Raw genomic sequence first — 18,707 nt, forward strand, 5'->3', positions numbered from 1 at the left:
AGTCCCTGGTGGGCCCGGGCGAGGCCGCCGAGAATCGTGGCATGGCCATCTATTCCCAGCCCCGGCAGTCCCCGGCGCCGCCCTCGGCGTCACGCCCGACCGCTCAGTCCCTCCCCCGTCTGCGGCACATCGGTCCCAACTGGTACGCCAGTGTCATGGGCACCTCGATCGTGGCCAGCGCGGGGGTCGCGCTGCCGGTGGACGTGCCGGGGCTGCGGGGCGCCTGCACGGTGGTGTGGGCGCTCGCGACGTTGATGCTGGCCGTCGTGCTCGTGGCCCGCGCCGGGCACTGGGCCGCCCACCGCGACCAGGCGCGCACCCATCTGCTGGATCCCGCCGTCGCCCCGTTCTACGGCTGTCTGTCGATGGCGCTGCTGGCCGTCGGGGGGTCGACGATGGTGGTCGGCCGGGACGTCATCGGGCACGGGGCGGCGGTGGCCGTGGACGCGGTGCTCTACTCGGCGGGCACGGTGATCGGGCTGGCCGCCGCGGTCGCGATCCCGTACCTGATGGTGGCGCGGCACCGGATCGAGGCGGGCAACGCCTCGCCGGTGTGGCTGCTGCCGGTGGTGGCCCCGATGGTCTCCGCGGCGCTGGGCCCGCTGCTGCTGCCCGAGCTGCCCGCCGGGCAGTGGCGGGAGGCGGCGCTGCTGGCCTGCTACGCGATGTTCGGGCTGAGTCTGCTGGCCACGCTGGTGATGCTGCCGCTGATCTTCGCCCGGCTGGTGCACCTCGGTCCGCTGCCGCTCGCGCTGACGCCCACCCTGTTCCTGGTACTGGGGCCGCTGGGCCAGTCGACGACGGCGGTCAACCAGCTCGCCGACGTGGCGAAGGGTGCGGTCCCGGCGCCGTACGCGGCGGGCTTCGAGACGTTCGCCGTGCTCTACGGGGTGCCGGTGATGGGCTTCGCGCTGATGTGGCTGGCCCTGGCCGCCGCACTGGTGGTGCGGGCCGCGCGCAACGGCATGACCTTCGCCATGACGTGGTGGGGCTTCACCTTCCCGGTCGGCACGTGTGTCACGGGCGCGGCGGGGCTGGCCCGGCACACCGGGCTGACCGCGTACACCTGGCTGGCCGTCGGGCTGTACGCGCTGCTGGTGACGGCGTGGGCGGTGGCCGGGCTGCGGACGCTGCGCGGGCTGCTCAGCGGAGCGCTGCTCGCAGCGCCGCAGGCGCCCGCACCAGTGACGGCCCGTACCACGTGAGGTACCGCCCGTCGACGAGTGCGGCGGGCAGCGCGGGGAACGCTTCGGGGCCGTCGTCCGCGGTGAAGCGGTACGGCTCGTCCGGCAGCACCACCAGGTCGGCGCCCGCCGCGTTGAGCCGGTCCAGCGGAATGCGGGGGTAGCGCTCGGCGTGGCCGGCGTAGACGTTCTCGACGCCGAGCCGGGACAGCAGGTCGCCGGCGAAGGTGTCCCGGCCCAGCACCACCCAGGGCCTGCGCCACACCGGCACGAGCGCGCGGCGCGGGGCCCGGGGCGGCGGCAGCGCGGCCCAGGCGGCCTCCGCCTCGTCCAGCCAGCGCGGACGGGGCAGGCCGCAGGCGGCTCCCAGCACCCGCTCCAGCTCCTCGAATGCCTGGTCGAGGGTGCGGATCTCGGTGACCAGGACCTCCGTCCCGGCGGCCCGGAGCGCCGCGAGGTCCGGTGCGCGGTTCTCCTCCTCGTTGGCGACGACCAGGTCGGGCCGCAGCGCGAGGACCGCCGCCACGTCGGGGTTCTTGGTGCCGCCGACGCGGGCGGCGGTCAGGCCGGCCGGGTGGGTGCACCAGTCGGTGACGCCGACCAGCCGACCGGGGGCGGTGACGGCGACGGCCTCGGTGAGGGACGGGACCAGGGAGACGACGCGCACGGCCGGCCCCCTCAGCGGCGCGGGTCGACGGTGGCGTCGATGTGCTCGGCCACCGCGACGACCAGCAGCCGGGTGTCCGGCGTCGTGGCCCGCCAGCGGTGCCGCACCCCGCCGGACAGGAACAGCGTGTCGCCCTCCTCCAGCCGGTGGGCCCGCCCCTCGGCCTCCACCTCGGCGGCGCCCCGCACCACGTACATCACCTCGTCGTTGCGGTGCTGGAACTCGCGTCCGAGGTCGAGCTCGCCGGTGAACTCCAGGGCGCTGAGCTGGTGGCGCCCGCGCACCACCCGGCGCACCCCCTCGTCCCCGGGGCCGCCGTCGCTCCCGGCCGCCCGCACGACCTCGACGGCGCGCGCCGAGTCCGCGGCGGCGCGCAGCCGGGCCGTGGTGGTCTCCAGGGCGCGGGCGACCCGGTCCAGGGACCGGGTGCTGGGCCGTGCCCGCTCGTTCTCGATCTGGCTGAGGAACGGCACGGACAGGCCGCTGCGGGTCGCGACCACGGCCAGCGTGAGCCCCAGGGACCTGCGCCGCCGCCGGATCGCGGCGCCCACGCGGAGTGCTTCCTTCTCGTCCATGTGCGGCTCCCTCCCGACTCGTCATCCTTCCGGTTGTCGGCACATTCCGCACATGAATGCGCGAGATCGGCCGGTTAGGGCCTCTCCGATCGTCCCCCGGAGGGCGGCGCGCGGCTTCCGGACAGCCGGGAAGGGGCGGGCCGCCGTCGGCGGGCCCGCCCCTTCCCCCGTTCCTCCACGTCCCGGGGGTCACGCGTCCCGGGCCGTGCTCCCCGCGCCTACTGCGGGGCCATGGTGTCCACGATGCCGGGGTTCTCCTGCATCCAGGACTTGACGGCCTCCGCCTCGTGGCCTGCGCCGCGCTTCTGGATCTCGTTCTCCAGGCCGGCGAGCTGGTCCTCGCTCAGCTTGAAGTTCTTGAACCACTTCGCCAGGCGGGGGTACTGCCGCGGGAAGTCCTCGCTGGCGATGGTGTGCAGCCGGTCGCCGTCGCCGAAGGCCTTCTCGGGATCCGCCAGCTTGGTCATGCCGAACTCGTTGTAGGCCCAGTGCGGGGTCCACAGCAGCACCGCGATGGGTTCCTTCTTGGCGTACGCGCGCTTCAGCTCGGCCAGCATGCCCGGCGTCGAGGAGTCGACGACCTGGTACTCCTTGTCCAGGCCGTACGTCGGCAGGACGTTCTTCTTGAGGTTCTCCATGGTGGCGGTGCCCGGCTCGATGCCGATGATCCGGCCCTTGAACCGCGACGCCTTGCCCTTGAGATCGGCGAGGGACTTGACGTCCTTCACGTAGGAGGGCACCGCGACCTCGATGGAGGTCGGGCCGTACCAGGAGCCGAGGTCGGTCAGCCGGGAGCCGTACTTGTCCCAGTAGTTCTTCTGGGTGTACGGCAGCCAGCCGTCGAACTGCACGTCGATCTGGCCCCGGGACATCGCGGTGTACATCGGGCCGACCTCGAACTGCTTCAGGTTGACCTTGTATCCGCGCTCCTCCAGGACGGCCTTCCACAGGTAGGTGGCGGCGATGTCCTCCTCCCAGGGGAACCAGGCCATCTCGACCGGGCGGGCGCGCTCGTCCTTGCCGTGCGCGCCCTCGGCCGTGCCGCTGCCGACCGGGGTCCACTTGTCGGCGACGCCGGGGTTGGCTTTCAGCCAGGTCCGGACGGCCTGCTGCTCGTTGCCGGAGCCGGCCTTCTGGATCTCCGCCTCCAGGCTGGTGAGCTGGTCCTCGGTCATCCGGAAGTCCTTGAGCCAGCCGCCGACCTCGGGGTTGTCGGCGGAGAAGCCCTTGCGGGCCAGGGTGTGGACGCCGTCGCCCTTGCCCCAGAGGCCCTTGGGGTCCTTGAGCTTGGTCAGCTCGAACTGGTTGTACGCCCAGTGCGGCGACCAGAGCGGGACGACGATGGGTTCCTTCTTGGCGTACGCGCGCTTCAGCTCGGCCAGCATCGACGGGGTGGAGCCGTCGACGACCTTGTACTCCTTGTCCAGGCCGTAGCCCGGCAGGATCTTCTCCTTGAGCAGCCCCATCTCGCCGGCGCTGGGCTCGATGCCGACGATCCGGCCCTTGAACCGCGACGCCTTGCCCTTGAGGTCCTCCAGGGACTTGACGTCCTTCATGTACGCGGGGACGGCCAGCTCCAGGGAGGTGGGGCCGTACCAGGAGCCCAGGTCCTCCAGGCGGTCCTGGTACTTCTTCCAGTACTGGGCGTGGGTGACCGGGAGCCAGGAGTCGGTCTCGAAGTCGATCTGCCCGCCGGCCATGCCGGTGTAGAGGGCGCCGGCCTCGTACTGCTTGACGTCGACCTGGTAGCCGCGCCGCTCCAGCATCTCCTTCCAGAGGAAGGTGGAGGCGATGCCCTCGTCCCACGGGATGTAGCCCATGCTGATCTTCTTGCCGGCGCCCGGCTTCGCGGCGTCGGCGGCGGTGTCCTTGCCCGCGCCGCCGGAGCCGAAGAGGCCCATGCCGCCCGCGACGAGCGCGAGCACCACGATGCCGACGACCGCGACGACGGGCTGCGGGCGGTGGTTCCAGATCTTCAGGCCGCCGGCCATCGCCTGCGCCTTCGCCACGGCGCGGCGGGCGAGCGGGGAGACCTCGCGGCCCAGCGCGCCGGTCATCCGGTCCAGGTACATCGCCACGATGACGATGGAGACGCCCGCCTCGAAGCCGAGGCCGACGTCGACGTTGCCGATGGCCCGGTAGACGGCGCCGCCGAGGCCGCCGCCGCCGACCATGCCGGCGATGACCACCATGGACAGGCCCAGCATGATGACCTGGTTGACGCCCGCCATGATCGTGGGCAGCGCGAGCGGCAGCTGCACCCTGAGCAGGGTGTTGCGCCGGGTGGTGCCGAACGCCTCGGCCGCCTCGACCAGCTCGCCGTCGACCTGGCGGATGCCGAGCTCGGTCATCCGGACGCCCGGGGGCAGCGAGAAGATGATGGTGGCGATGATGCCGGGGACCACGCCGACGCCGAAGAAGATGACGCCGGGGATCAGGTAGACCATGGCGGGCATGGTCTGCATGAAGTCCAGGACGGGCCGGGTCACCGCGCTCACGGCCTTCGAGCGGGACGCCCAGATGCCCAGCGGCACGGACAGCACCAGCGCGATGATGGTGGCGACGAGCACCAGGGTGACGGTGTCCATGGCCTCGTCCCACAACTCGACGGAGTCGATGAGGAGGAAGCCGGCGAAGGCGAGGAGGCCGGCGAGCAGACCGCGCAGCCACCAGGCGACGACCGCGACGATGCCCGCGAAGATCAGCGGGGAGGGCGCGGAGAGCACGGCCGCGATGCCGTCGAACATGCCGCTGACGACGGCGCTGATCGCGTCGAACAGCCAGGCCAGGTGGGCCTGCAGCCAGTCGACCGCGGAGTCGACCCAGTCGCCGAGGGGAAGCCTAGGCATGGGCCACCTTCTTCGTGGCGGCGCCGGGCCGGACGTCCCGCGGGGCCTCGGCGGGGGTCATCGGCTCACCGAGGACGGCGAGCAGCCGGGCGCGCGGGACGACGCCGACGAGCTTGCCCTTCGCGTCGGTGACGGCGACGGCGACCCCGCTCCGGGAGCAGGGGGTGAAGAGCTCGACGATCGGGGTGGACTCGTCGACGGTGGCCGGGGCCTCCCGCAGGACGTCGTCGGGGCAGCGCAGTTCCTTGCCGTCGTCCGTGCGGGTGCCCATCACGGTGTGCGGCTCGGCCATGATGGCGCCGGCGGTCAGCACCCGGGTGCGGTCCACGTCCTGGGTGAAGGAGGCGACGTAGTCGTTGGCCGGGGTGACGAGGATGTCCTCGGCGGTGCCCAGCTGCACGATCCGGCCGTCCCGCATCACGGCGATGCGGTCGCCGAGGCGCATGGCCTCGTTGAGGTCGTGGGTGATGAAGACGATGGTCTTCTTCAGCCGCTTCTGCAGTTCGAGCAGCTGGTCCTGCATGTCGCGGCGGATCAGCGGGTCGAGGGCGCTGAAGGACTCGTCCATCAGCAGCAGATCGGCGTCGGTGGCCAGGGCGCGGGCCAGGCCGACCCGCTGCTGCATGCCGCCGGACAGCTCGTCGGGCCAGGACTTCTCCCAGCCGGCCAGGCCGGTCAGTTCGAGCGCCTCGGCTGCGCGCGTCTCGCGCTCGGCGCGCGGCACGCCCTGGACCTCCAGGCCGTACGCGGCGTTCTCCAGCACGCTCCGGTGGGGGAAGAGAGCGAAGTGCTGGAACACCATGCTGATCTTGGAGGAACGGACATGGCGCAGCTCGGCGGGGCTCAGGGAGGTCAGGTCCTGGCCGTCGAAGAGCACGCGTCCGGCTGTGGGCTCCAGAAGTCCGTTGAGCATGCGCAGCAACGTGGACTTCCCGGACCCGGACAGACCCATCACGACGAAGATCTGCCCCGGTTCGACGCTGAACGAGGCATCGATCACCGCTGCGGTCGTTCCGTCGGCGCGGAGCTCGTCACGGTCGGCGCCGTCCTCGAGCTTTCGCACTGCTTGATCGGGTCGTCTACCGAACACCTTGTACAGGTGTTCGGCTTGCAGCCTTGACACATACACCTCGCGCGTTGAACCGAAAAACGGTCTGCCACCCCCTTCGGCAGACCGTGGAGCGGCACGGATTCGGTCCGCATGGCACGTGCACTGGTTGAATCTGCTACGTGTTCCGCTCCGGCTGCGCGCCTGCCCGGGCTTACACGAGCCAAACGCAAGAGTGATTCAGGTCACATATGAATGAGGTGTGCCGTGTGGACGTGGCCGGGACGCACGGTGTAGGCCGCACGGGCGGACCCGGCGCACCGCCCCCCGTCTCGCCCCGACCCGGACCCCGGCGCCCCCTCGCCCGGCTGCCCGTCCGGCCGACGGCCGGCGTCGGCGGGGTGCGGCATCATCGGGGTGTGACGCGACGACTGATGCTCCTGGACACCGCCTCCCTCTACTTCCGCGCCTACTTCGGGGTCCCCGACTCGGTGCGCGCGCCGGACGGGACGCCGGTCAACGCCGTGCGCGGGCTGCTCGACTTCATCGCGCGCCTGGTACAGGACCACCGCCCCGACGACCTGGTGGCCTGCATGGACGCGGACTGGCGGCCGCACTGGCGGGTGGAGCTGATCCCCTCGTACAAGGCGCACCGGGTGGCGGCGGAGACCGCCGAGGGCCTGCCCGACGAGGAGGAGACCCCCGACACCCTGGCCCCCCAGGTGCCGGTGATCGAGGACGTGCTGGACGCGCTCGGCATCGCCCGGGTCGGCGTCGCGGGCTACGAGGCGGACGACGTGATCGGCACGCTCGCCCTGCGGGCCACCGGACCGGTGGACATCGTCACCGGCGACCGGGACCTCTACCAGCTGGTCGACGACGCCCGCGGGGTGCGGGTCCTCTACCCGCTGAAGGGCGTCGGCTCGCTCCAGGTCACCGACGGGACCTGGCTGCGGGAGAGGTACGGGGTGGACGGCTCCGGCTACGCCGACCTGGCGCTGCTGCGCGGCGACCCCAGCGACGGCCTGCCCGGGGTGCCCGGCATCGGCGAGAAGACCGCGGCGAAGCTGCTGGACGCTTTCGGCGACCTGGCCGGGATCATGGCCGCGGTCGACGACCCGGCCGCCCGGCTGACCCCCTCGCAGCGCAAGCGGCTCGACGAGGCGCGCGACTACGTGGCGGTCGCCCCGAAGGTGGTCCGCGTCGCCGGGGACGTGCCCCTGCCGGGCTTCGACCCCGCGCTGCCCGCCGCGCCGCGCGACCCGGCCGCCCTGGACGCCCTCGCGAAGCGGTGGGGCCTGGGGGGCTCGCTGCAGCGCCTGCTCTCCGCGCTGCGCGTCTGACGCCGCGCACGCCGAGATGCTAACTTAGGTAAGCCTAAGCACATCGCATCAGGGGAGAGACTCGTGGCAGAGCGACCGGCACGGCAGGCACCCAGGGCGCAGTGGGCCGAGGTGCTGCGCACCGAACGGATCTCCCCGCACATGGTGCGGGTGGTGTTCGGCGGCGACGGGCTCGACGGCTTCGAGCTCTCCGGCTGCACCGACCACTACGTCAAGATCTGCTTCGCGCCCGAGGGCGCGGACTACCCGCACCCGTTCGACATGGCCCGCATCCGCGAGGAGCAGCCGCGGGAGCTGTGGCCGACCACCCGGACCTACACGGTCCGCTCCTGGGACCCGGCCGCCCGGGAGCTGGCCATCGACTTCGTGGTCCACGGCGACGAGGGCCTCGCCGGGCCCTGGGCGCTCCGGGCGGTCCCGGGCGAGCGGATGACGCTCCTCGGCCCCGGCGGGGGGTACGCCCCGGACGCCTCGGCGGACTGGCATCTCCTGGTGGGCGACGAGAGCGCCCTCCCGGCGATCGCCGCCTCGCTGGAGCGGATGCCGGCGGGCGCCGTGGCGCACACCTTCGTGGAGGTGGCGGACGCCGCGGACGAGCAGAAGATCGTGACGCCCGACGGGGTGGCGGTGACCTGGCTGCACCGCGGGGAGCGGCCGGTCGGCGAGGCGCTGATCGCCGCGGTCACGGCGCTGGAGTTCCCGGCGGGCGAGGTCCAGGCGTTCGTGCACGGCGAGGCGGGCTTCGTGAAGGAGATCCGCCGCCATCTCCGCCTGGACCGCGCGGTCCCGCTCTCCCGGCTGTCGGTCTCCGGGTACTGGCGGCTCGGCCAGAACGACGAGGCCTGGCGTTCGGTCAAGCGCGAGTGGAACGCCCGGGTGGAACGCGAGCAGGAGGGCGCGGCCGCCTGACGCCGCCCGCCCGTGCGCGCCCCGGCCCCGGCCGGGGCGCCCGCGTTTCCGGGACCGGCCCGGGGACCACGCGCCCGAGGGCCGCGCCCGGCGCGGGCCACGGCGGCCGGCCGGACGGACGCGTCTCGAACGGGTGCGCCGTACGGGGGACGCGCGGGACGGCGGCGCGCGGCGGGCCCCGCGCGGCTGGCAGGATCGCGCGCACGCCCCGGCCGGGACCGGCCGTCGGACCGGCCGCCGGCCGCGCAGCGCGCCCCGGCGGCCGGTCCCGGGCGCACGACCGACGACGGAAGGGCGCGGGGCGATGACGGTCTCCGTGGCGCTGTTCACCTCCGACCTGCGTCTGCACGACAACCCGGTGCTGCGGGCGGCCGGGCGGGGCGCGGACGCCGTGGTCCCGCTGTTCGTCCGGGACGACGGCATCCGGCGGGCCGGTTTCGACGCGCCCAACCGCCGGGCGTTCCTGGCGGACTGCCTCCGCGACCTCGACGCGGGGCTGCGCCGCCGGGGCGGCCGGCTGATCGTCCGGCACGGCGAGGTGGTGGCCGCCGCCCGTGACGTGGTCGTGCGGACCGGCGCCCGTGAACTGCACATCGCGTCCGGGGTCAGCGGTTACGCGCTGCGCCGCGAGGAGCGGCTGCGGACGGAGCTGGCGGCGGTCGGCTGCGCGCTGCGCGTCCATGACGCGGTGGTCACCGTGGTCCCGCCGGGCCGGGTCGTGCCGGCCGGCCGCGACCATTTCGCGGTGTTCACGCCCTACTTCCGCCGCTGGGCGGCGTCGGACGTGCGCGGCACGCTGTCCGCCCCCCGCGCGGTGCGGCTGCCGGAGGGGGTGGGGAGCGACCCGCTGCCGGAGCGGGGCGAGGTGGCCGGGGTGTCGCCCGGGCTGGCCGCGGGCGGCGAGTCGGTGGCCCGGCGGCTGCTGTCCGCCTGGGTCGACGGCCCGATGGCCGGATACGAGAGCGGTCATGACGACCTGTCCGCCGACGCGACGTCACGCCTCTCCCCCCACCTCCACTTCGGCTGCCTCTCCGCGACCGAGGCTGTTCTCCGGGCCCGGCGCCGGGGCGGGCCCGGGGCCGAGGCGTTCGTGCGGCAGCTGGCCTGGCGGGACTTCCACCACCAGGTCCTCGCGGCCCGTCCCGACGCCGCCCACGAGGACTACCGCCCGCGCGGCGACCGCTGGCGCTCCGACGAGGCGGAGATCGCCGCCTGGCGGGCCGGGCGCACCGGCTTCCCGCTGGTGGACGCGGGCATGCGGCAGCTGGCGCACGAGGGCTGGATGCACAACCGGGCGCGCATGCCGGCGGCGTGCTTCCTGACCAAGACGCTGTACGTGGACTGGCGGGTCGGGGCCGCGCACTTCCTGGACCTGCTGGTCGACGGGGACCTGGCGAACAATCAGCTGAACTGGCAGTGGATGGCCGGAACGGGCACGGACACCCGGCCGAACCGGGTCCTCGATCCGGTCGCGCAGGGGAAGCGGTTCGATCCGCGCGGCGCGTACGTGCGTCGCTGGGTGCCGGAGCTGGCCGGGATCGAGGGCCGGGCCGTCCACGAGCCGTGGAAGCCGGCCGTCCGGGACGCGGCGCCGGACTACCCGGAGCCGATCGTGGATCTCGTCGCGGCACGGGACCGCTTCGCCCGGGCCCGCGCCCCGCACCGGCCCTGACCGGGACCGGCGCCGCCGCCGTGCCGCGCCCGCGCCCGGCGCGACGCCCGGCCCCTGCCGCTGCCCCTGCCCCGGGGAAGTCCCGGGGGCCGCGCCCGTACGCGAGGCGCGTACGAAGGCCCGCGCCCGGAAGCGGGGGACGTGGAGGTCCGGCACTCCGTACGCTGCCCGCGTGGACCGATCGAGCGGCACCGGTGTTCCCGGCCTCCCGGAGGCTTCACGGGCGAGGGGCGGGCCGGACCGGCCGGACCGGGTGGTGGGCACGGTGGTCGGGTCGGCGGTCGGCGACGCCCTGGGACCTCGCGGCGGCCCTGCATTTCCAGGTCGAGGGACGGGCGGCGGGCAACGGTTCGCTGATGCGGGCGGCCACGTCGGCCGTGTACTTCGCGCGGGCGGGGCGGGCGGCGACGATGGACGCCGCCCGCCGGATCGCCGTGCTCACCCACGGCGACCGGGCGGCCTGGGGGGCACGGCCGTGCTGCACGAGCTGATCCGGGTGGCGCTGGACGGCGGCGATCCGCTCGCGGCCGTGCCGGGCGCGCTGGAGCAGGTGCACGGGGACCATCGCGCGCTGGGCGACCGTGCTCGCGCCCGGCCGGCATCCGGCCGCGGCGACGGAGTTCAACGGGGCGGTGTGGCCCTGCCTCGGCACGGCGCTGTGGGCGCTGTGCACCACGCGTACGTTCGAGGAGGCGCTGGCCGCGGCGGTCGACGTGGGCGGGGACACGGACACGGTCGCGGCGGTGACCGGTGCGGTGGCCGGCGCGGTGCACGGCTTCCGGGCCGTTCCGGCGCGCTGGACGGCGCCGCTGCACGTGCCGCTCCCGGGGCACGGGAACCGGGTGCTGCGGGCCCCCGACCTGATGGGCCTGGCCCGGCGGCTGGACGGCTCCCCGCCCGGCGCGCGTTCCGCCTCCGCGGGCGTTCGCCCGCCTTCTCCGGATGTTCACACACCCCAGAACTACACATAAGGGGCATATAAGAGCAGAATGGCAGAGCAGGCCGCTTTCGCTCGCAAGAGGCGGCCGGGTCTGCAGAAGCGAAGGAGACGAACCCCATGTCGAACCTCTCGCACGCCGGCCAGGACATGGCCGGTCACCCCGATGTTTCCGAGATGCGTGACCGCTACGCCCGCGTGATGGGCGGGCGGGACGTGGCGCTCGTGGACGCACCGGTGTTCCTCGTCGGTCTCTACTGCGCCATCTCGCCCTGGGTGGTCAACTTCCTGGGGACCCAGCCCAGACTGTCGACGCACAACCTGATCATGGGTATCGCGATCGCGGTCCTGGGTCTGGGGTTCACCGCCATGCCGGAGCGGATGTACGGCCTGAGCTGGGCCATCTGCGCCATGGGCATCTGGATGATCATCTCGCCCTGGGTCGTCGGCACCGCCCCGAGCCTCGGGGTGATCCTGAACAACGTCATCATCGGCGCACTGACCCTGCTGCTCGGGCTGGTCTGCGCGGCCGCGTCGATGAAGTCCGGGAAGTCCGGCACCCGCACGACCGGCAGGCGAGCGGCCCGAGTCGACCGGTCGGCCCGAGCCGACCGCCCGGCCTGAACAGGAGGGAGCGTCGGCCCCGGCCGACGGCCGGCCGGTCCGCGGAAGGCGGGCCGGCCGGCCGCGCGCGGCCCGTGCGCCCGAGGCGCACGGGCCCTTCCGCCGCCGGTCAGTCGCGACGGAACGGCAGATAGTCCACGTCGTAGCCGAAGTACCGCGGCCCGGCGAGGGCCAGGCCGCCCGGGGTGGTCCAGCGCGGGTCGCACGGGGCGGCCAGCACGCTGACGCGCAGCCCGTAGCGCAGGCCCTCCGTGGTGACCGGGTCACCGGTGTCGGTGTCCAGCACGCAGATGAGGTCGGGGGTGGTGGCGACCGTCTCGCCGTCCCGGGTGGCGAGCAGGTGCTCGTTCTGGAAACCGAGCGCCAGGGTCCGGCCGCTGTCCTCGCCGACGCCCTCGATCCGGGCGCTGCCGCGGGCGAAGCCGCCCTCGGTGCGGCGGCTGACGTCGACGACCTTGCCGGTCAGCAGATGGCTGCCGGACAGCATGGCGCGGGCCGCCCGCACCGGGTCGGCGTGCGCGGCGCGCGCCTCGCGGACGGCGGCGCCGAGCCGTTCGGCCAGCGTCAGCGTGGCGGGGACGAGCCCGTCGGCGAGCTGGTCGCCGCGCATCACGGTGTCGGCGCTGGAGATCTGGCAGCCGAGTTCCACGCAGACCGCCCGGGCGATGCGCTCGGCGGCGTGGTTGGACACGGCGTCGACGATGATGCTGTTGCCCTTGTCGTCGGCGAGCGCCATCGGCGTGTTGGCCACCCCGATCAGTCCGGGCAGGACCATCTGCGCCTCGGGGAAGGCCCGGCCCATGGCGTCCCCGTCGACCAGCGGCAGGCCCGCCTCGGCGGCGCAGGCGATGGGCAGCATCGAGTTGACGCCGCCGACCTCGATCGGCGCGACATGGGTGGCGGGGCGGCCGATGTGCCTCTCCAGGGCGCGCAGGGCGGCCACCTCCTCGCCGCCGGCCGGGACGCGTTCCAGCAGCACCGTCGGGGCGCCCATCCCGGAGACGGGGACGACGGTCGCGTCGGCCGGGACCTCGTCGAAGGAGACGAGCCGGACCGGTCCGTGCCTGCGGATGGCCTCGCGGGCCAGCAGCTTGCCGATGTACGGGTCGCCTCCCCCGCCGGTGCCGAGGATGCCCGCGCCGCGCGCGATGTCGTCCAGGTTGTCGAGGGTGATCTCACGCATGTGACGCTGCTCCATGGGTGTCGCGCGCCCCGGCCGGGGCGCGGGTGGTGCCGATGCCGTTCAGGTCGAGGTCGCCGACCGCCTTGACCCGGATCCGGGTCGCGCCGCCGGGCAGGTAGGCCAGCGGGACCTCCTCGACGTCCACGACGCGGACGGTGCCGTGCCGGGCGCCCGCGCTCTCGGCCCGGGCGACGGCCTCCTCGCGGGCCTCCGCGAGCACGGCGTCCCGGCGTCCGTCGAGGACCTGGAAGACCCGGTCCACCTCCCCGCCGACCTGGGCTATGGCGGCGCCGACGGCGTTCGCGACGTCGAAGTGGCCGGGGCGTCGCACGTCGTCGAAGCCCGGCAGGGAGGAGGGAACCAGCACGCTGCCGCCGCCCACCGCGACGACCGGCAGCGCCCCCGGCGAGGTGCGCATCCGGTCGACGGTCTCGGCGAGGCGCTCGGCGATCCGGTCCAGCGCCCGGGCGGTGAACCCCGGGTCCAGGTGCGCGACGCGGGAGCGGTCGCCGATGTCGGCGCGGCCCGCGGCGACCGCGAGGTCGGTGGCCGTCAGCGTGGAGCCGCCGAAGACCAGCGCCTCCTCCGCGAGCCGGTAGCCCACCGAGCGGGGGCCCGTCTCGCCGTCGGCGGACACCAGGGACCCGCCGCCGATGCCGAGCGAGAGGACGTCGGGGATGCGGAAGTTGGTGCGGATGCCCGCGGCCTCGCTCTCCCCGGCCGCCTCGCGCGGAAAGCCGCCGGAGAGGATGCCGACGTCCGCGGTGGTGCCGCCGACGTCCACGACCGCGCAGTCGCCGAGACCGGACAGGAACGCGGCCCCGCGCATCGAGTTGGTGGGCCCGGAGGCGAAGGTCGCCACCGGGTAGGCCCGGGCGAAGTCCACGTCCATCAGGGTGCCGTCGTTCTGGGACAGGAAGAACGGCGCGGTCAGCGAGACCTCCGCGAGCGAGGCGGCGAACGACTCCACGATCGCGGTCGCCAGGTCGCGCAGGGCCGCGTTGACGATGGTGGCGTTCTCGCGGGCGAGCAGCCCGACCCGGCCCAGCTCGTGGGAGAGCGAGAAGTGGACGTCGGGGCCCAGCTCCGCGCGGAGGATCTCGGCGGCGCGGCGCTCGTCCTCCTCCGCGACCGGCGAGAACACCGAGGAGACGGCCACCGAGGTCAGTCCGCGCGCGGCGATGTCCGCGGCGGTGCGCTTCAGCTCCTCCGGGTCCAGCGGCGACAGGGGCCGCCCGTCGAACTCCCGCCCGCCGTGGCAGAGGTAGCCGTGCCCGCCGACGGCCGCCCGCTGGCGCTCCGGCCAGTCCGTCATCGGGGGCAGCGCCGCCGTCGCCGGCAGGCCCAGGCGCACCGCGGCGACCGGGGCGAGGCGGGCGCCCTCGATCAGCGCGTTCAGGAAGTGCGTCGTGCCGATCATGACGGCGGTGACGTCCTCCTTCGGCGGGTCCAGGGCCCGGATCGCCGTGGTGACGCCGGAGGTGATGTCGGCGGTGGTGGGGGTCTTCGCGGTCGCGATGATCCGGTCGTCGTCCCCCAGGAGGGCGGCGTCGGTGTTGGTGCCTCCGACGTCGATTCCGATGCGCATGGTGTGTCCGTCTTTCGTAGGGGGTGGGTGGATGAGGGGTCCGCCGGTCAGGCGGCGGCGCTCCGCGCCCGGGCCGCGTCGCGCTCCGCCTCGATCGCCGCGGCGGGCCGTGCGGGCTGGTCGAACGGCAGGTCACGGGCGCTGCGGACCAGGCCGAGCCGGCCGACGACGACATAGCCGATCCCGGCCAGCAGCAGGGAGTTGAGCGCCGGTATCCCCCACCACTGGTAGTGGTCGCCGAGCCAGCCGAACAAGGAGGCGACGGCCCACAGGGCGATCGTGGCCGGAACCCAGCTGGGCTCGGTCTCGGGCAGCCGCCCCACCGCGCGCGAGGCGTCCAGCTGCGGCCGCCACTTCTTCACGACGAAGTACTCGGCGACCATGATCCCGGCGACCGGCGGGGTGAGGACCCCGAGCACGGTCAGGAACTCGGTGAACCGGTCCAGGATCCCGGCCGCCGCCGCGAGGCTGCCGAGCACGCCGATGGCGACGGTGGTGCCGACCCGGTGCAGCCGGACCTTGAAGAGCGCCTCGACGGCGCCGATCAGGCCCAGCGACGAGGAGTACAGGTTCCAGTTGTTGATCTTCACGGTGGCGGAGACCAGGACGATGACGCCGATGACCCCGGAGGACGAGGTGATGATGGCGATCAGGTCGGAGGACTTCACCGCGTAGGCCAGCAGCACCCCGCCCAGGCCCAGGACGTACTCGCCGAGGCTGATGCCGACGACGGTCTGCTTGACGACGTCGCCGGTGTTCCGGTTGAAGCGGGTCATGTCGGGGGTGGTGACCGCGCCCACGATGTACGAGCCGGCCACGATGGTGGCTCCGGTGGCGACGGAGAGGTGGGCGCCGAACGGCGCGGCCGTCACCAGGTCGCCGATGTGGTGCCGGGAGAACTCGACCGCCATGGCCCAGCCCGCGAGGCCGAGGAAGGCGGGGACGGTGACGAAGGCGGTCCAGCCCATGGCCCGGAAGCCGCGCAGCACCAGGGCGGTGACGCCGAGGCCGCAGATCAGGCACCAGGCCCAGACGGGCAGCGCGGGCACGATGGAGTGCAGTCCGGCCGCGAACACCGCCGTCTGCACCCCGAACCAGCCGAACAGACTGACCGCGATGACGAGCCCGATCAGGGTGGAGCCGTAGCGGCCGAAGCCGGTCCAGCGGACCAGCATCGAGGTGGAGAGCCCCTCCCTCATCCCGGCGACGCCGACGAAGATGCAGACGATCTCCAGGATCACCGACCCCAGGGTGAACGCCCAGAACGCGCCCCAGAAGGAGAGACCGGCGCCGAGCGTGGCCCCCAGCAGGAACTGGGTCAGGTCGGAGAGCTGGCCGAAACGCTGCACGGCGACGTTGAACCAGGAGTAGCGGGCGGCGCGCGGCACCCGCTCCAGCGGGTAGTCCTCGTCCTGGGACGGGGCGGCCGGCCCGGGTGCAACCGGCTCGGGCGCGGGCGGCTCGGGCGCGGGCGGCTGGGTGGGCGGCTCCGGCTGGGGCCGCGCTGCGGACTGCTGGGTCATGGGGACGGTTCCTTGGCTGGGCTGGGCGGGGCGGGGAAGGGCGGGGAGGGAAGGACGGGGACGCGGGTACGGGGAAGGGCCGCGGCAGCACGGCGCCGGGCCGCTGCGGGACGGAGAAACGGGAGGAGAAGGAGGACGAGGAGGAGACGAGCGGGAGCGAGGGGGCGAGCGGGTCAGAGCGGGAGCGGCGGTCCCGCGGCCCGGGCGCGCAGGAGCACCGCGCCGGGCAGATACGGCACCGGAAGGTCCGGTTCGGACCGGGTCTCCACGCGCCGGGGGTCGGCGCCGGCCCGTACCGCCCCGGCCCTGGCCAGGTCCCGGACCTCGTCGCGCACGGCGTCGAGCCTGCGGCCCGGGCCGCGGGTGACGATGCGGTCGTACTGGCCGCCGACCGGGCTGGCCGCCGCGCCGAACGCCCCGGCCACGCCGCCGTGTTCGGGCCGCACCACGTCGAATCCGGTGAGGACGCCGCCGGGCACCCCGTCCGCGCCGCCGCCGACCAGGATCAGCGGCAGGGGTCCGGCGGCGGGGCGCATCCGGTCGGCGGCCTCGGCCAGTTCGCGGTGCGCGTCGGCGGGCACCGTGATCAGGTCGGGGAAGCGCAGGCTGACGGGTACGCCGCCGAAGCGCTCGCCGGGCCCGGCCTCCTGCGGGTAACCGCCGGTCAGCACGCCGACCCGGGCGCGGCGGCCGCCGATGTCGGCGACGACGGCGTCGCCGAGGCCTGCCAGGAGTCCGGCGCCGCGGATGGTGCAGGCGGGTCCGCTGCCCAGGCTGAGCCCGGGCTGGCGGCGCAGGTACTCCAGGCTCATCAGGGTGCCGTCGCTGCGGGTGACGAGGACGGCGGCGCCGGGCGCGAGACCGAGACGGGGCAGGGTGGCGGTCAGTTCGTCCGCGACCCGTGCCACCAGCACGGACAGGGCGGCGTCGAGGACGGTGGCGTTCTCGCGGGAGAGCAGGTCGAGCGTGCCGACGTCGCTGGAGAGCAGGACGGTGGTGTCCGGGCCGGTCTCGGCGCGCAGGATCTCGGCGGCCTCCCGCTCCTGCCCGCCGTCGGCCGGCGAGAACACGGCGGTGACGGCGAAGGCCTCGGCGCGGCCGGCGAGCGCGGCGCCGAAGCGGGCGACGGCGTCCCGGTCGAGCGGCGTGGCGTCGCGGGGCGACAGGCCCCCGCCGCCCCGGACGTTGGCGGTGCCCGCACACACGGCGTCGCGCAGCGCCGCGGGCCAGCCGTACAGCGGCCGCACCGCGTCGGCGGCGGCGCCCCCGACGCGCAGCACCCCGACCCGGGCCAGCCCCTCGCGCTCCCGGACCGCGCGGGCGGCGACCCGCAGCCCCACGGCGAGCTGCGTGGCCCGGCTCCGGGGCCCGGCGGGGAGCGCGCCGACCGCGGCGGCCAGCGAGCCGACGGCGTCACCGGCGATCGAGGGGACCTTGACGGCCCGGACCGCCCGGCCGCCGTCCAGCAGGACGGCGTCGGTGCTGGTGGGCCCGACGTCGACACCGAGGATCACGGCGCGCCTCCCCCGGTCGCGGGGCCGGGAGCGGCCGGGGAGGTTCCGGGGGCGGTTCCCGGGCGGCGGTCCGGGGCCAGCCCGGGGAGGCCGAAGGCGGCCGGTCCGGCCAGCCGCAGGCCCGCCGGTGTGTACCAGGCGGGGGCGGAGGGGAGCGTGACGAGGCGGACGCGCAGCCCGTAGCGGACCTCCTCGACCGGGACGGCCCAGCCCGTGGCCACGTCGACCAGGGCGATCACGTCCGGGACGACGGCGAGGGGGGCGCCGTCCTCCAGCGCGGCGACGAACTCGCTGCGGGCCTCCAGCAGCACCAGCCGGCCGGCGTCGGGGCCGGTGCCCTCCAGCAGGACCGTGGCGGCGTCGTCGCCGTCGGCGTCCTCGGTGGCGTACCGGCGGACCGAGGAGACCTTGCCGGTGAGCAGCGGCGCGGGTCCTTCGCCCCGGCCGAGGGCGAGGGCCCGGGTGACCGATCCGGTGACGGCGTGGCGGGCCGCCCGCCCGGCGGTGAGGGGGTAGTCGGTGGACGCGGCGCGCCCGCCGAAGGCGACGACGGCGGCGCGGGCGAACCGTTCGAGGTGCGCGCCGTCGACGTCGTCGATGACGACGGTGTGGCCGTGCTCGTCGGCGAGGACGGCCGGGCAGGGGCGCACTCCGGCCAGTTCCAGGACGTTCTGGTCCATGCGCGGGAAGGCGCGGCCCATCGAGTCGGCGTCCAGCAGCGGCAGCCCGAGCCGGGCCGCCCAGGCGACGGCGACGCAGCCGTTGAGGCCGCCGATCTCGCTGCTCATCACCGCGGTCACCGGCGCCCCGTGCAGGGCCTCGAAGCGGGCGCGCAGCCGGGCGGGTTCCGTGCGGCCGCCGATCCGTTCGGCGGCGACCGCGGGCGATCCCACCAGTCCGACGGGCATGACCAGCGCGTCGGCGGGCAGCCGGGCGGGGTCGACGACGGGCACCGGGCCGCGCTCCTCGATCGCCTGGGCGGCGACGGGCAGGGTCACGTCGGCGGGGCCGCCGCCCCCCGATCCCAGGACGGCACAGCCCCGCGCGAAGTCGGCGAGTGCTCCGGCGTCCACGTGCATGTGTTCCAGCGT

Annotated in this window: 14 protein-coding genes and 1 pseudogene; 6 read left to right on the forward strand and 9 right to left on the reverse strand. The window is 74.6% G+C overall.

The window, feature by feature from the left end:
• Positions 1 to 41 precede the first annotated feature (41 nt).
• On the forward strand, positions 42 to 1,205 hold the full coding sequence (locus WA762_RS24840; protein ID WP_335938511.1) for a TDT family transporter: 1,164 nt from the start codon (positions 42 to 44) through the stop codon (positions 1,203 to 1,205).
• On the opposite strand, the gene WA762_RS24845 is transcribed toward WA762_RS24840, so the two are convergent.
• The 4 genes from WA762_RS24845 to WA762_RS24860 form a co-directional block, all read right to left on the reverse strand.
• The gene (locus WA762_RS24845; RefSeq protein WP_335938512.1) at positions 1,144 to 1,851 is read right to left on the reverse strand and encodes a helical backbone metal receptor; all 708 of its coding nucleotides are present in this window, start codon (positions 1,849 to 1,851) and stop codon (positions 1,144 to 1,146) included. The genes WA762_RS24840 and WA762_RS24845 overlap by 62 nt on opposite strands.
• An 11-nt stretch (positions 1,852 to 1,862) precedes the next feature.
• A complete protein-coding gene (locus WA762_RS24850) occupies positions 1,863 to 2,426 on the reverse strand; it encodes a helix-turn-helix domain-containing protein (RefSeq protein WP_335938513.1) in 564 nt (187 codons plus the stop codon).
• A 218-nt stretch (positions 2,427 to 2,644) separates the two neighbouring features.
• The gene (locus tag WA762_RS24855) at positions 2,645 to 5,275 is read right to left on the reverse strand and encodes an ABC transporter permease/substrate binding protein (protein WP_335938514.1); all 2,631 of its coding nucleotides are present in this window, start codon (positions 5,273 to 5,275) and stop codon (positions 2,645 to 2,647) included.
• A complete protein-coding gene (locus WA762_RS24860) occupies positions 5,268 to 6,338 on the reverse strand; it encodes a quaternary amine ABC transporter ATP-binding protein (protein WP_335938515.1) in 1,071 nt (356 codons plus the stop codon). Before WA762_RS24860 ends, WA762_RS24855 begins: the two co-directional genes overlap by 8 nt.
• A 419-nt stretch (positions 6,339 to 6,757) precedes the next feature.
• On the opposite strand from WA762_RS24860, the gene WA762_RS24865 reads away from it, so the two are divergent.
• The 5 genes and pseudogenes from WA762_RS24865 to WA762_RS24885 all read left to right on the forward strand — a co-directional run bounded on the left by WA762_RS24865 (position 6,758) and on the right by WA762_RS24885 (position 11,808).
• Positions 6,758 to 7,666, forward strand: a complete 909-nt coding sequence (locus WA762_RS24865) for a 5'-3' exonuclease (protein ID WP_335938575.1) — start codon at positions 6,758 to 6,760, stop codon at positions 7,664 to 7,666.
• A 63-nt stretch (positions 7,667 to 7,729) separates the two neighbouring features.
• Entirely contained in the window at positions 7,730 to 8,575 is an 846-nt protein-coding gene (locus tag WA762_RS24870; protein ID WP_335938516.1) for a siderophore-interacting protein, read from the forward strand.
• Between the two features lie 304 nt (positions 8,576 to 8,879).
• Positions 8,880 to 10,247, forward strand: coding sequence for a cryptochrome/photolyase family protein (locus WA762_RS24875; protein WP_335938518.1), 1,368 nt, complete (start codon positions 8,880 to 8,882; stop codon positions 10,245 to 10,247).
• A 287-nt stretch (positions 10,248 to 10,534) separates the two neighbouring features.
• Positions 10,535 to 11,218 (forward strand): annotated as a pseudogene (locus WA762_RS24880) (ADP-ribosylglycohydrolase family protein); the annotation flags it as partial.
• An 86-nt stretch (positions 11,219 to 11,304) separates the two neighbouring features.
• A complete protein-coding gene (locus tag WA762_RS24885) occupies positions 11,305 to 11,808 on the forward strand; it encodes an SPW repeat protein (protein ID WP_335938519.1) in 504 nt (167 codons plus the stop codon).
• A 109-nt stretch (positions 11,809 to 11,917) separates the two neighbouring features.
• On the opposite strand, the gene WA762_RS24890 is transcribed toward WA762_RS24885, so the two are convergent.
• The 5 genes from WA762_RS24890 to WA762_RS24910 all read right to left on the reverse strand — a co-directional run bounded on the left by WA762_RS24890 (position 11,918) and on the right by WA762_RS24910 (position 18,695).
• Positions 11,918 to 12,991, reverse strand: a complete 1,074-nt coding sequence (locus WA762_RS24890) for a DUF917 domain-containing protein (RefSeq protein WP_335938521.1) — start codon at positions 12,989 to 12,991, stop codon at positions 11,918 to 11,920.
• The gene (locus tag WA762_RS24895) at positions 12,984 to 14,579 is read right to left on the reverse strand and encodes a hydantoinase/oxoprolinase family protein (protein WP_335938523.1); all 1,596 of its coding nucleotides are present in this window, start codon (positions 14,577 to 14,579) and stop codon (positions 12,984 to 12,986) included. The genes WA762_RS24890 and WA762_RS24895 overlap by 8 nt, the downstream gene beginning before the upstream one ends.
• A 47-nt stretch (positions 14,580 to 14,626) precedes the next feature.
• Positions 14,627 to 16,102, reverse strand: a complete 1,476-nt coding sequence (locus WA762_RS24900; RefSeq protein WP_335938525.1) for a purine-cytosine permease family protein — start codon at positions 16,100 to 16,102, stop codon at positions 14,627 to 14,629.
• A 173-nt stretch (positions 16,103 to 16,275) separates the two neighbouring features.
• Positions 16,276 to 17,616, reverse strand: coding sequence for a hydantoinase/oxoprolinase N-terminal domain-containing protein (locus WA762_RS24905; protein WP_335938526.1), 1,341 nt, complete (start codon positions 17,614 to 17,616; stop codon positions 16,276 to 16,278).
• On the reverse strand, positions 17,613 to 18,695 hold the full coding sequence (locus tag WA762_RS24910) for a DUF917 domain-containing protein (RefSeq protein WP_335938528.1): 1,083 nt from the start codon (positions 18,693 to 18,695) through the stop codon (positions 17,613 to 17,615). The genes WA762_RS24905 and WA762_RS24910 overlap by 4 nt, the downstream gene beginning before the upstream one ends.
• Positions 18,696 to 18,707: the final 12 nt, after the last annotated feature.

Source organism: Streptomyces tyrfis, from assembly GCF_037034285.1.
Classification (GTDB): Bacteria; Actinomycetota; Actinomycetes; order Streptomycetales; family Streptomycetaceae; genus Streptomyces.

Coding starts and splice junctions, on each gene's coding strand:
- WA762_RS24840 (WP_335938511.1), top strand. CDS start 42: ATGGCCATCTATTCCCAGCCCCGGCAGTCCCCGGCGCCGCCCTCGGCG.
- WA762_RS24850 (WP_335938513.1), bottom strand. CDS start 2,426: ATGGACGAGAAGGAAGCACTCCGCGTGGGCGCCGCGATCCGGCGGCGG.
- WA762_RS24855 (WP_335938514.1), bottom strand. CDS start 5,275: ATGCCTAGGCTTCCCCTCGGCGACTGGGTCGACTCCGCGGTCGACTGG.
- WA762_RS24865 (WP_335938575.1), top strand. CDS start 6,758: ATGCTCCTGGACACCGCCTCCCTCTACTTCCGCGCCTACTTCGGGGTC.
- WA762_RS24875 (WP_335938518.1), top strand. CDS start 8,880: ATGACGGTCTCCGTGGCGCTGTTCACCTCCGACCTGCGTCTGCACGAC.
- WA762_RS24885 (WP_335938519.1), top strand. CDS start 11,305: ATGTCGAACCTCTCGCACGCCGGCCAGGACATGGCCGGTCACCCCGAT.
- WA762_RS24890 (WP_335938521.1), bottom strand. CDS start 12,991: ATGCGTGAGATCACCCTCGACAACCTGGACGACATCGCGCGCGGCGCG.
- WA762_RS24895 (WP_335938523.1), bottom strand. CDS start 14,579: ATGCGCATCGGAATCGACGTCGGAGGCACCAACACCGACGCCGCCCTC.
- WA762_RS24900 (WP_335938525.1), bottom strand. CDS start 16,102: ATGACCCAGCAGTCCGCAGCGCGGCCCCAGCCGGAGCCGCCCACCCAG.
- WA762_RS24910 (WP_335938528.1), bottom strand. CDS start 18,695: ATGCACGTGGACGCCGGAGCACTCGCCGACTTCGCGCGGGGCTGTGCC.